At 75.0% G+C, this 12,197-nt stretch carries 7 protein-coding genes; 2 read left to right on the plus strand and 5 right to left on the minus strand.

Annotated features, from left to right (window positions below; all coding sequences use genetic code 11):
• Positions 1–19: 19 nt before the first annotated feature.
• From sucC to Sdia_RS01575, 4 genes are all read right to left on the minus strand, one after another.
• Complete coding sequence (gene sucC / locus Sdia_RS01560) at positions 20–1,198, minus strand: ADP-forming succinate--CoA ligase subunit beta (protein ID WP_100452405.1); 1,179 nt, start codon at positions 1,196–1,198, stop codon at positions 20–22.
• A gap of 832 nt (positions 1,199–2,030) precedes the next feature.
• The gene (locus tag Sdia_RS01565) at positions 2,031–3,152 is read right to left on the minus strand and encodes a VWA domain-containing protein (protein WP_371874223.1); all 1,122 of its coding nucleotides are present in this window, start codon (positions 3,150–3,152) and stop codon (positions 2,031–2,033) included.
• A gap of 318 nt (positions 3,153–3,470) precedes the next feature.
• On the minus strand, positions 3,471–6,065 hold the full coding sequence (locus Sdia_RS01570) for a DUF5682 family protein (protein ID WP_371874221.1): 2,595 nt from the start codon (positions 6,063–6,065) through the stop codon (positions 3,471–3,473).
• A gap of 113 nt (positions 6,066–6,178) precedes the next feature.
• On the minus strand, positions 6,179–7,372 hold the full coding sequence (locus Sdia_RS01575) for an ATP-binding protein (RefSeq protein ID WP_185393750.1): 1,194 nt from the start codon (positions 7,370–7,372) through the stop codon (positions 6,179–6,181).
• Between the two features lie 127 nt (positions 7,373–7,499).
• On the opposite strand from Sdia_RS01575, the gene Sdia_RS01580 reads away from it, so the two are divergent.
• Complete coding sequence (locus Sdia_RS01580; protein ID WP_189500139.1) at positions 7,500–8,846, plus strand: SWIM zinc finger family protein; 1,347 nt, start codon at positions 7,500–7,502, stop codon at positions 8,844–8,846.
• 628 nt (positions 8,847–9,474) lie between these two features.
• Entirely contained in the window at positions 9,475–11,049 is a 1,575-nt protein-coding gene (locus tag Sdia_RS01585; protein WP_370464543.1) for a DUF5691 domain-containing protein, read from the plus strand.
• A 147-nt stretch (positions 11,050–11,196) separates the two neighbouring features.
• Here Sdia_RS01585 and icmB read toward each other — a convergent pair whose 3' ends face one another.
• Positions 11,197–11,607, minus strand: a complete 411-nt coding sequence (gene icmB, locus Sdia_RS01590) for a coenzyme B12-dependent isobutyryl CoA mutase small subunit (RefSeq protein WP_100452402.1) — start codon at positions 11,605–11,607, stop codon at positions 11,197–11,199.
• Positions 11,608–12,197: the final 590 nt, after the last annotated feature.

Consider the following 12,197-nt stretch of genomic DNA (forward strand, 5'->3'; position numbering starts at 1 on the left):
GTGTGGGAGTCCCTCGTCCTTACTTCGCAGCCGCGAGCTCGGCGGCCTTGTCGGCCGCACCGTCCATGGTGTCCACGCGCTGCACCAGCGGGTGGTTCGCGTCCGACAGGATCTTGCGACCCAGCTCCGCGTTGTTGCCGTCGAGGCGCACGACCAGCGGCTTGGTGACGTCCTCGCCCTTGGTCTTGAGCAGCTCCAGGGCCTGGACGATGCCGTTGGCGACCTCGTCGCAGGCGGTGATGCCGCCGAACACGTTGACGAAGACGGACTTGACGTCCGGGTCGCCGAGGATGATCTCCAGGCCGTTCGCCATGACCTCGGCGGAGGCGCCGCCACCGATGTCGAGGAAGTTGGCCGGCTTCACGTTGCCGTGCTTCTCACCGGCGTACGCGACGACGTCCAGGGTGCTCATGACGAGGCCCGCGCCGTTGCCGATGATGCCGACCTCGCCGTCGAGCTTGACGTAGTTGAGGTTCTTGGCCTTGGCGGCGGCCTCGAGCGGGTTGGCCGCGGCCTTGTCCTCGAGGGCCTCGTGGCCGGGCTGGCGGAAGTCGGCGTTCTCGTCGAGCGAGACCTTGCCGTCCAGCGCCAGGACGTCACCGGAGGCGACCTTGGCGAGCGGGTTGACCTCGACGAGGAGCGCGTCCTCGGCGACGAAGGTGTCCCACAGCGTCACCATGACCTCGGCGACCTTCTCGGCCACCTCGGCCGGGAACTTCGCCTGGGCCACGATCTCGCGGGCCTTCTCGATGGTCACACCGGTGTTGGAGTCGACCGGGACCTTCGCGAGGGCCTCGGGGGTCTTCTCCGCGACCTCCTCGATGTCCATGCCGCCCTGCACCGAGGCCATGGCCAGGAAGGTGCGGTTGGTCCGGTCGAGGAGGTACGAGACGTAGTACTCCTCGACGATCTCCGGGGCGGTCTCGGCGATCATCACCTTGTGGACCGTGTGGCCCTTGATGTCCATGCCGAGGATGTCGGTCGCGCGGGCGACCGCCTCGTCGGGGGTCGCGGCCAGCTTGACGCCGCCGGCCTTGCCGCGGCCGCCGACCTTCACCTGGGCCTTGACGACGGACTTGCCGCCCAGCCGCTCGGTCGCCTCGCGGGCTGCCTCAGGCGTGTCGATGACTTCACCGGCCAGCACCGGTACACCGTGCTTGGCGAAGAGGTCCCTCGCCTGGTACTCGAACAGGTCCACGCGCGTCCGTCCCTTATCAGTGGTCTCGCCGCTGTGCGGTCAATGGTCTGCATGGGCGTGCCGCGGCGGGCAACGTGACTGCGCACTGTCACAGGGGAGGCGTACTCGGTCACCGGTACGCGGCATGTCCGTCTGGCAGGTTAACGCTGCTTCAGTGACACCCCTAAATCGCAGATCACACCTGAGCGGTGATACCTGTCACAGAGTGCCGCCGCTCTCCTCCGGCCGAGCGGCTCCCCGGCCTCGCGCCCGGCACGCCCCGGAGCGCCGGCGGCCGTGACCCGCCGGCCCGCCGGGCGCCTTCCCGGCGGGCCGCCGGGCGCGAGGCCGCGAGCCCGCCGCCGCAGGCCGTCGGGGCCGGCCTCCGGCACGGCCCGGAAGCGGGCGCGGCCTCGCCCCTGGCGCCACAATCCGCCTGTGGACGACGCTCCTTCGCCGGGCAGTCCCCTCCCCCGGCCGGTCGCTTCCCGCCTTGCGGGCGGGTGCGCGGCCGGGCGGGGCACCCTGCGCCGCGGACGGCACCGCACCGGGTGGCGCGCCCTCGGCCTGGTCGGAGGCGCCCGCGTGAGCGCGGGGTGGACATCGGGGTACCCGGACCGGCCCGGAGTCCGCCGCGCCGGCTGATCGTCTTCGCCAAGGGCGAACGGGGCGGGGCGGCGGCTCGGCGCACGGGCGAGCCGGCCGTGGGGCGCTCTCTCACGGGGGCCGGCACCGCACGACGGAGGGCGGCACCGCACGCTGGGGCGGACGCCTCCTGACGGGGGTGGGAGCTCCGGGGCGCGGCCCTGCGCGGGCCAGCCGCCCGGTGCCCGCCGACAGCCCGGCGCGCCCTTCAGCCCGCCGCCCCCTCGGGCATCGGGATGGTCCCCTTCTCCAGAGCCGCCGCCATGACGTCCGGGAAGAGGTCGGGGGTACAGGCGAAGGCGGGGGCACCCAGTGCCGCGAGAGCCGCCGCGTGCTCGCGGTCGTAGGAGGGGGCGCCTTCGTCGGAGAGGGCGAGGAGGGTGACGAACTGGACGCCCGCCGCCTTCATCGCCGCGACCCGCTTCAGCATCTCGTCCTTGATCCCGCCCTCGTAGAGGTCGCTGATGAGGACGACGACGGTGTCGGCGGGCCGGGTGATCCTGCTCTGGCAGTAGGCGAGGGCGCGGTTGATGTCGGTGCCGCCACCGAGCTGGGTGCCGAAGAGGACGTCGACCGGGTCGTCGAGCTGGTCGGTCAGGTCCACCACGGCCGTGTCGAAGACCACGAGCCGGGTCGCGATCGACCGCATCGAGGCCAGCACGGCGCCGAACACCGAGGCGTACACCACCGAGGCCGCCATCGACCCCGACTGGTCGACGCAGAGCACCACTTCCTTCTTCACCGCCTGCGAGGCCCGGCCGTACCCGATCAGCCGCTCCGGCACGATCGTGCGGTACTCGGGCAGGTAGTGCCGGAGATTGGCGGCGATGGTGCGGTTCCAGTCGATGTCGTGGTGGCGCGGGCGGCTGATCCGGGCGCTGCGGTCGAGCGCCCCGGTCAGCGCCGTGCGCGTACGGGAGGCCAGTCGCTTCTCCAGCTCCTCGACGACCTTGCGGACCACGGCCCGCGCCGTCTCCTTGGTCTCCTCGGGCATCGCCTTGTTCAGCGACAGCAGCGTGCCGACCAGGTGCACGTCGGCCTCCACCGCCTCCAGCATCTCCGGCTCCAGCAGCAGCGAGGACAGTCCGAGCCGGTCGATGGCGTCCCGCTGCATCACCTGCACCACCGAACTCGGGAAGTACGTGCGGATGTCGCCCAGCCAGCGCGCCACCGACGGAGCCGACCCGCCGAGCCCCGCCGCCCGCTCCGCCCCCGCCCTGCCCCGCCCCTCGGCCCGGCCGTACAGCGCGGCCAACGCCTTGTCCATGGCAGCGTCGTCGCCCGACGGCGCGTACCCGGTGCCGTCGGCGGGCCCGCCCCCGAGCACCATCCGCCAACGCCGCAGCCGCTCCTCCTCGCCGCACCGGGCCACCTCGCCGCCCTCCAGCACCTCACTCGCCTCCACGCCGTCCCCCGTCCTCTCCGCCACCGTCCCGGCTTCCTTGTCGTCGTTCATCTCCGCGGTCCCCCCTGCTCCCCTCCCTCACCCGGCCCGCCCGGCCGGGCGGTTGTCCGAGCGGGCGACCGCCCGGCCGGACCACCTGCCTTCGCCTGCCGGTCCGCCCTGGTCGGCCGTCGTCGTTCGTGCGGTCGTCACCGTTCCTGCGTTCGTCCGTCCGGCCGGCTGACCGGCTGACCGTTCGTCCGGTCAGCCGGCTCCTCCGTCCACCGCCCCCACCTGCGCGAGGTCGCCCAGGAGGTGGCGCAGGGCCTCGGAGACGGCCTCGGCGCGTTCGAGATCCAGACCTGCGCCGAAGCCGTCGGCCGGGGCCCCGGGGAGGGTTCCGCCTCCGGCGGCGGGGTCGCCCGCGGAGGGGCGGCCACGCCGGACCAGTTCGCCGAGGGTGCGGCGTATCCCCGTCTCGTAGGCGGAGAAGGTACGGCGCAGCAGGGGCAGTACGTCCGTGAAGGCGGGGGCCGGGACCGACGCCAGCCAGACGTCCAGCAACTGGCGCAGACGCTCGTCGTGGACCAGCAGCATGCCGCCGCCCGCTGCCCCGCCGAGGAAGCCCTCGACCCAGGCGGCCGCGTCCGGGGGCGGGGTCCCCGGCGAGAGGGCGAGGCCCATCCGGCGGGCCACCGCCTCCTCGTCGAGGGTGCCCTCGTCGAGGAGCAGGCGGACCGCCCGCCCGCGGACCAGGCCGGGTGCGGTCTCCCGGTCGGCGATCGCCCGGAGCACCACCCGCCACCGCTCCCGCAGCCCGGCGCCGTCGACCCGGGCTGCCGCCGTGTCGGCGAGCAGTCCCACCGCGGTGTGCACCGCCTCGATCCGGTGCCGGAGTTCCTGCGCGCCGTCGGTGTCGAGGCCGGTGCAGGCCGGTGGCAGTCCCACGAAGATCCGCTCGGCCAGTCCGGCGGCGACCTCCGCGAGGGAGGCCGTGTCCGTGCCCCGTACGTCGCCGTACCGCACCGAGCGCACCAGGGCGGGCAGCGCCTGCGCCAGGTGGCCCACGTCGGTGTCGAGCGCCGCCCGGTCGGCCAGGGCCCGCATGACCTCGGGAAGGGCATCGGACAGCTCGGCGCGCAGGCAGAGTTCGGCGAGCGCGGTGATGTCGGCGAGCTGGCCGGCCGAGGTGGCGTCGGAGCGCGCCCTGGCGGTGGCGGCGGAGGCGACGGTGGTGCCCCAGACGCCGGCCTCGGCGACCCGCACGGCGAGTTCCGGCTGCCAGGACAGGCGCCAGCTCTCCCGGAAGGTGCCGGTGCCCCCGCGCGAGACGGTCGGCGCCCCCCAGTCGACGCGCAGCAGGCGCAGACGGTGGAGCAGGCGGCTGCGGGCCGCGTCGTTCTCCTTGCGGAGGTCCAGGTCGATCTCGCGGTCGGCGGCCTCGGGCTTGAACCGCAGGCTCCGCTGGAGGCGTTCCAGGTCGCGCTGGAGCGGCACCGCCGGCGCTGCGGCGGGCACTTCGCCGAGTACGTCGCCGACCGTCAGCCGGTCCTCGATCAACGCGAGCGGTACGTCGGACCCCTCGCAGAGGACGGAGCGGACCGCGTCGGTGGTCTCGGTGAGTCCGGCCAGCGGGCGGCCCCGCAGCGTGGCGAGGGCCTCGGCCAGCCGGACGGCCTCGATGACGTGTGCCGAGGAGACCTGCCGTCCCTCTTCGCGGAGCAGCCCGGCGACTCTGGTGAGCCAGCGCTCCACCGGCCGGTCGGGCGCCGAGAAGAGGTGGCCGTACCAGCCGGGCGAGGCGATGCCCGCTCCGTACCCCCCGGCCCGCGCGAGCCTGCGGTGGGTCCACGGCACCCAGGTGAGGCCGGTCCTGACCTTGGGCAGGCCCTTGAGGAGCGCGCGGTCGGCGGCCAGCGTGGTCCGCCGCGCCAGCGCGGGCACGTGCCAGGCGCCGCAGACCACGGCGACGGAGTCCCCGTGCTCCTTGCGGGCGGCCTTGAGCCGCACCCGCATGTGCGCCTCACGGACGAGGTCCCGCGCGTGCCCGCCGTCCCCGAACTCCTCGCGCAGCGCCCCCATCGCCTCGCCGAGGGCGTGGAACGAGGCGAGCGCCGTCTCCCCCGCGTCATCCTCCGTGCCGGCTCCGGTACCACCCCGGTGCTCGACCACGTCCTCCCACCAGCGCTCCGGGTCGTCGTACCCGGCGGCCTCGGCGAGCACGGCCAGCGGATCCACCCGCAGGGCCTCAGGGTGCGGGCGGCGCGGCTCACCACCCGCGTCGGCGGACGCGTCGGCGTCGGCGTCGGGCGGGCCGTTGGGGCCCGGGGACCGTTCCTCTTCTTCCCCCGCCCTGCCCGTCGTGCCGTTCTCCCCGTCGTCGCCCCTTCCGGCCTTTCCTGCCTTTCCGGTCGCGAGGTCGTCCGCGGCACGCAGGGCGAGGGTGTGGGTGGCGGGCAGGTCGATGAAGTGGACCGGGACGCCGTGGTCCAGGGCCCAGCGCAGAGCGACCCACTCCGGGGAGAACTCCGCGAACGGCCAGAACGCGGAGCGGCCCGGATCGTCGGTGGCGTGGGCCAGCAGGGCGACCGGGGGTCGCATCTCCAGGTCCGCGGCGAGGTGGGCCAGTTCGTCGGCCTCCGGTGGCCCTTCGATGAGGACGGCCCGGGGCTGGACCGCGTCCAGCGCGGCCCGCACCGATCGTGCCGAGCCGGGTCCGTGGTGCCGCACACCGAACAGCCAGGGACCCTGGGAGGTGGCCCGCGCCACCACCGGGCGGTCCTCCCCGGTGACGCCTCCCCCACGGGGCGTGCTGCCCGTCGCGGCCCCGCGCCCCGCGCCGTCCGCCGCCCGCCGCATCGCCGTTCCCCTCTCCTCGCCCTCCCTGCCGTCCTGCGCGCGACCGCGACGCGCGGCGCCGTCGTGCGGGCGCGCGCCGGACACGGGCCCGGCGCCGCGGCCCGGGGCGCGGGTCACGCGCTGACCTCGCGGCAGGCACGGTAGAAGTCCTTCCAGCCGTCCCGCTCGCGGACGACCGTCTCCAGGTACTCCTGCCAGACGACCCGGTCGGCGGCCGGGTCCCGGACCACGGCGCCGAGGATGCCCGCGGCCACGTCGCCGGGCCGCAGGACGCCGTCTCCGAAGTGGGCGGCGAGCGCCAGGCCGTTGGTGACGACGGAGATGGCCTCCGCGGTGGAGAGGGTGCCGCTGGGGGACTTCACCTTCGTGCGCCCGTCGTCCGTGACACCGCCGCGCAGCTCGCGGAAGACGGTGACGACCCGCAGGATCTCCTCGGTGCCGTCGGGCAGTCGCGGCAGGTCGAGGGAGCGGCCGAGCTGCTCGACCCTGCGGGAGACGATGTCGACCTCCGCCTGGACGCTCTCCGGCAGCGGCAGCACCACCGTGTTGAAGCGGCGGCGCAGGGCACTGGAGAGCTCGTTGACCCCGCGGTCGCGGTCGTTGGCCGTCGCGATGAGGTTGAAGCCGGGGACGGCCTGCACCTCGGCGCCCAGTTCCGGGATGGGCAGGGTCTTCTCCGAGAGGATCGTGATGAGGGTGTCCTGCACGTCCGCCGGGATGCGGGTCAGTTCCTCCACCCGGGCCGTCATGCCCTCGGCCATCGCCCGCATCACGGGGCTGGGCACCAGGGCGTCCCGGCTGGGGCCGTGGGCGAGGAGCTGGGCGTAGTTCCACCCGTAGCGGATGGCTTCCTCGGGCGTACCGGCGGTGCCCTGCACCAGCAGCGTGGAGTCGCCGCTGACGGCGGCCGCCAGATGCTCGGAGACCCAGGTCTTGGCGGTGCCCGGGACACCGAGGAGGAGGAGTGCGCGGTCGGTGGCGAGGGTGGTCACGGCGACCTCGACGATGCGGCGCGGACCCACGTACTTGGGGGTGACCACCGTTCCGTCCGGCAGGGTGCCGCCCAGGAGGTAGGTCGCGACGGCCCACGGGGAGAGGTTCCACCGTGCGGGGCGGGGCCGGTCGTCCTGCGCGGCGAGGGCGGCCAGTTCGTCGGCGAAGGCGGTCTCGGCGTGCGGCCGCAGCGCTTCCTGTCCGGCGCCCTCGCGCTGCCGCTTGTTCGAATCCCGCACGTCGCCCGCCCCCTGCTGCCCGCCCCGCTCCGCCGGCCCGCCCGCCATGTCCCCCGCGGCCTTCCCGCTCTCCACCGACACGCTCATTCCCACGATCCCCCTTCGGCTCGATTGCTGGTCACCACCGTGCACCCCGCCACTGACAATCGCCCCGACCTGCGACGATGACGGATTGTCAGTGGCGGGCCCTACGTTCGCGGACATGACTCAGCAGGGGGTGCGCTGGGCGGCGGAGCAGGTGCTCGCACTTGCTCCTGACGCCGCGTCGCGCAAAGCGGGAAGCAAACTCGGCACTTCGGGACCGTGGTCCGAGGCCGGATGTTCGAACGAGGGAGCGGTATGGGGCCTGTGCAGGGGCAGCGGCAGCAAGCCCTACCGGACGGTCGTCGACACGACCGGTCCGGCGTACCAGTGCAGCTGCCCGAGCCGGAAGTTCCCGTGCAAGCACGCGCTCGGGCTGCTCCTCCTGTGGAGTGACCCGCAGGGGCCGGTGGCGCCCGGCGGCGGGGAGCGGGCACCCGACTGGGCCCGCACCTGGCTGGCGGGGCGCGCGGAACGCACCGTGAAGAAGAAGGCCGCCACGGTCACGCCCGCCGGCTCCGAGGCGGCGCGCAGGCGCGCCGAGCAGCGCGGCGAGCGGGTCTCGGCGGGCGCCACCGAGCTGGAGCAGCGGCTGGAGGACCTGCTGCGCGGAGGCCTCGCCGCGGCCGAGCAGTCCGGGTACTCCCTCTGGGAGGAGACGGCGGCCCGCATGGTCGACGCGCAGGCGCCAGGACTGGCCGCGCGTGTCCGGGAGCTGGGCGCCATTCCCGGTTCGGGGCCGGGCTGGCCGGTGCGGCTCCTGGAGGAGACCTCCCTGCTGTACCTGCTGGTGCGCGCCCGCGGCCGGCAGGCCGAGCTGCCCGCGGAGCTCTCCTCGGTGGTGGGCGCGCGCCTGGGGCTGCCGGTGCGTGCGGAGGGGCCACCGCTCCGGGACACCTGGCTGGTCCTCGCGCAGTACGACACTGCCGACGCCCGCCTGACCACCCGCCGCGCCTGGCTGCACGGCACCGGCTCCGGCCGCACCGCCCTGGTCCTCTCCTACGGGGCCGCCGGAAGAGCCCCGGAACTGACCCTCCCGGCCGGTCTGGCGGTCGAGGCGGAGCTGACCTGGTTCCCGACCGGCGCCGGGTGGCGGGCCGAGTTGGGCGAGCGGTTCGGTGCGCCGGCCGCGCCGCTGTCACGCCCCACGGGGGTGGACGTGACGGAAGCGCTCGGCCGGTACGGGCGAGCAGTGCGGGAGGACCCGTGGGCGCCGCGCTGCCCGGTCACCCTCGGCCCCGTCATACCGGCGCCGCTGCCCGACGGCCGGGGCTGGCAGCTCGCCGCCCCGGACGGCTCCGCTGCCCTCCCGCTGAGCGCCACCGCCGTCGCGAACCAGGGCCTGTGGCGGCTGCTGGCCCTCTCCGGCGGCGCACCGCTCACCGTCTTCGGCGAGTGCGGACACCGGGGGTTCACGCCGCTGGCCGCCTGGGTGGAGGGGGACGAGGCGGTGGTGTCGCTGAGCTGAGGACGCCGGTCCCGGTAGCCCGGCGTCCCGGTCGGACCGGCTCGCCGCAGCGTGGGCGGTCGGTGCCGGTCCGGTCCCCCGGCCGTGGAGACGGCGGCCGTGAAGGGGAGCGGCCGGTGCAGGCGGACGAGCGGCCGGCGACCGGCGATGCCGTCGGGTCCCCGGTCGGAGGCTCACCGCCGACGGGGCCCCGGTTGCCGAGGGCCACGGGAACCGTTGGCCGGGCGGCCGTCGGCGCGGAGCCCGCCGTCGCGCCGCCCGAGCGGCACGACGGCGGGCGGGCGGGGCCCGGCCCGGGACCGCGCCACCCGTGCGGTGTGAGCCGTACCGCCCGCACAGAAGACACCGGGGCATTCCCACCCGGGTGCCCCGCCCGCACCAACCACGGCCCGTGTCCGAGGCCGGTACGAGCGGAAGTCAGGGACGGAGACAGCACGTGGCGAGGACTGAGGAAAGAGGAGGCACACCGGTGCGGAGCACGGTGAAGACGCGAGACGCGACAGCGCGCGCGACAGCAGGCGCGACAGCAGGCGCGACCCGGGAGACCGGGACCCGCGGGCCGGAAACCGCCGGGCCCCTCGACCCGGTCGGCGCTCCCACCCCTCGCTCCCTCCCCTGGGAGGAGCTGGTGAAGACCGCTCTGCTCGGGACCGATCGCCGGGCGAACCCGCAGACCGCGAGCGCGGGCGGGAGCGCGCCAGGAGCGCTGCTCGCGGCGGCCGCCGTGCGGACGGTACGGCGCCGGGCCGGCCTGCGACCGGCTGCTCCCGCCGCGCCGTTCCCGCCGCCGGCGAGAGCGGACGACCGGCCGCCGCTGCCCCGGGCCGCGCGCAACCGGCTGGCGCAGCTACTGGCCGTCCGGGCGGCCGGGGGCGCGGACCGCAGGGGTACGGCGCCGGATCTCACGGAGTTGTTGCCGCAGTGGCTGGCCACCGCGCTTCAGCAGGGGTACGCCGCACCGCACGAACTGCTCCCCGCCCTGTTGGACGCCGCGCGGGCGCGCACCGATCTGCGGCCGGCCGCACTGGCCTTCGCCGGGCCTCGCGCCCTGTGGCTGGCGCAGCTCAATCCGGCCTGGCGGTTCGCGCTGCGCGGGGCGCCGGGCGGGGCGGCCGGCAGCCCTTCGCCGGACGACGCGGAGGGCGTGGCGCGGCTGTGGGACGAGGGGCTGTTCGCCGAACGCGCCGCACTGCTGGGCGCGTTGCGGGAGCGTGACCCCGCCCGGGCCAGGGAACTCCTCGCCTCGACCTGGCGTACCGAGCGCGCCGAGGACCGCCTGCTCTTCCTGGACTCCCTGCGGGCCGGACTCAGCGAGGCGGACGAGCCCTTCCTCGACGAGGCGTTGGCGGACCGCAGCCGTAACGTCCGCTCGACCGCGGCCGAGTTGCTCTCCTCGCTGCCGGGGTCGGCGCTGGCCGGACGGATGGCGGAGCGGGCCGCCTCCTGCGTCAGCCTCGCCCTGAGCGGCGAACCGCGGATCACGGTGGAGGCCCCGCACGAGTGCGACGCGGGGATGGAGCGCGACGGCGTCACCGCCAAGCCGCCCGCCAATCGGGGGGAACGCTCCTGGTGGTTCGGGCAGTTGCTGGAAGCGGCACCGCTCGCGACCTGGCCCGGGCGACTGGGCGGGCGTACCCCCGAGGAGCTGGTGGCGCTGCCGGTGGACGAGGGGTGGCGGAGTGAGCTCCACGGTGCCTGGTGCCGGGCGGCGGTACGCCAGCAGGACGCGGGCTGGTCACGTGCCTTGCTGGGCGCGCCCGGCTCGCCCGTGGCGGAAGGGCCGGGAGCGGTCTCCCTCGCCGAGCGAGCCAGGCTGCTCGGCGCGTTGCCCACCGGGGAACGCGCGGACTGGGTGGCGGGGTTCATCGCGGCGCACGGGCTCTCCGACTCGTTCCAGCTCCTCGCCACCTGCGCCGCCCCGTGGACCGGACCGCTCGGCGCGGCCGTGGTCGACGCGCTGACGACGGCCCGCCGGGCGGGCGGGTACCCGTGGAGCTACAGCGGCATCATGGGCCTGGCCGAGCGGTGCCTCGACCCGGCGGAGGCCACCCGCCTCGCGGCGCTCACCCGGCCCGAACCGCCTGTGCTCGACCCTCCGGCCAACTCCACCACGGCCTACTGGACCGACGCCTTCGAACGCCTCACCGGCACCTTGCGCCTGCGAGAGGCCATGCACGCCGAACTGACCCGGGCCCCGGTATGAGGTCCGACCGCCGCCGGGCGAGACCTCCGGACCGGAAGAAGCGTGACGCGGCCGCCGCACCGGAAGACCGGGGCCGACCCGGTGGCCGGCCGCGGGAGCGCCCGGTCGAACCGGCTCCGCCCCCTCGCCCCTCCGCCTCGGTGAGCCCTACTTCGCCACGCCGATGTTGGCCCGGACCCACTCGACGATCGCCCCGGTGGTGGCCCCGGGCGTGAAGATCTCCGCCACACCCTTCTCCTTGAGCAGCGGGATGTCCTCCTCGGGAATGATCCCGCCGCCGAAGAGGCGGATGTCGGAGGCGTCACGTTCCGCGAGGAGTTCGACGACCTTGGCGAAGAGCGTGTTGTGGGCACCGGAGAGGACGGAGAGTCCGATGGCGTCCGCGTCCTCCTGGATGGCGGTGTCCACGATCTGCTCGGGCGTCTGGTGCAGCCCCGTGTAGATGACCTCCATGCCCGCGTCACGCAGGGCCCTGGCGATGACCTTGGCCCCGCGGTCATGGCCGTCGAGCCCTGGCTTGGCCACCACCACGCGGATCGGTCCGGCTGCCACACCCATCACTGCCTCCATGTAGCGAGATGTTCGCGCACCCTCACGGGCCGGAATGTGAACGAACGTTATCCCCAGCATCGCCCAACCGGCCGTTTCGGGGTGAGACGGGAGGGGGAAATCACACGCGGGAAGCGTCCGCCGGCTGTCCGACCGGCCCAGGAGCGGCGCGGCGGCCAAGAGCCGCAGCGGCATTCGCGCACCCGCCACACACAACGTCCCGGTCATCGGCATCAGCCATCTCGCGCTCCCGGTCCACCCGGCAGTGGGCGGCCGCGCCGGTGCGGCGAGGGCCCTCGCCGCACCGCGGGGCAGCCGGGCGGCCGGACCGGAGGCCGCGGCCCGCCCGCGCCTTGCCCCAGGCGCGCCGGACAGCCTCACGGACCCCGCCGTCTGAGCCGCGCGCCGCCCGCCGAACGCCCCCACACCGCGCAACGCCTTGGCCATCACCTTGCGGTGGAGTCGCCCCGCCACGCCCGAAACACACCCTTCACCCCGGTTCGCCATCTCGCTCCCGTGTCGAGCGGGACTCGAATCGGCAACGGCCGCAACCATCAGGCGTCCCACCTGGCCCTCGCGCCACCGGACGCATTCGAACA

The organism is Streptomyces diastaticus subsp. diastaticus, from assembly GCF_011170125.1.
Classification (GTDB): Bacteria; Actinomycetota; Actinomycetes; order Streptomycetales; family Streptomycetaceae; genus Streptomyces; species Streptomyces diastaticus.